The sequence below is a fragment of the Streptomyces sp. AC627_RSS907 genome (genome assembly GCF_019049165.1).
In genome coordinates this window covers 1-562 of sequence record NZ_JAGMUE010000306.1, presented here as the reverse complement: position 1 = coordinate 562, position 562 = coordinate 1, and the positions used below count along the sequence as shown (strand labels likewise).

At 71.2% G+C, this 562-nt stretch carries 1 protein-coding gene; it reads right to left on the bottom strand.

Features of this window, described 5'->3' with window-relative positions:
- The coding region (locus tag KUM32_RS44810) for a M28 family peptidase (RefSeq protein WP_217146036.1) at positions 1-562 on the bottom strand (562 nt) is incomplete at both ends.

The following is a 562-nucleotide window of genomic DNA, read 5'->3' as shown; positions in this document are numbered from 1 at the left end:
GTTGAGGCCCTGCTCCTCGTCCGTCCACCAGCCGAAGCGGACCCGGTTCTTCATGTTCGGGTTCTTCTCGGCCAGCGCCAGGGCCGTCTCAAGCAGCGCGGCCGAGCCCGAGGCGTTGTCGTTGATGCCGGGGCCGGCACCCACGCTGTCCAGGTGCGCGCCGAACATGTACGTGTTGGCCGCGTCGCCCTTGGGCCACTCGGCGATCAGGTTCGGGCCCGCGCCGGAGGTGCACCCGGAGGTGCAGGGCTGCTCGGTGACGGTGTAGCCCGCCGCCTGGAGCTTGCCCTTCACGTACGCGACGGAGTCCCGGTAGCCCTGGCTGGTCGAGCGGCGGTTGCCGCCGTTGCGGCTGGCGATGGACTGGAACTCGGTCAGGTGCGCCCGGACCTTGGCCACGTCGATGTCCGGGGCGCCGGTGCCGGGCCCGCTGCCGCCGACGGTCAGCGTGTACTGCGCGGTGTGTGTCGCGGTGCCCTTGGCCGTGATGGTGATCGGGTACGTGCCCGGGGCGGTGCTGGTGGAGGTCGTCACCTTCATGGTGGAGCTGGCGCCGGAGGTC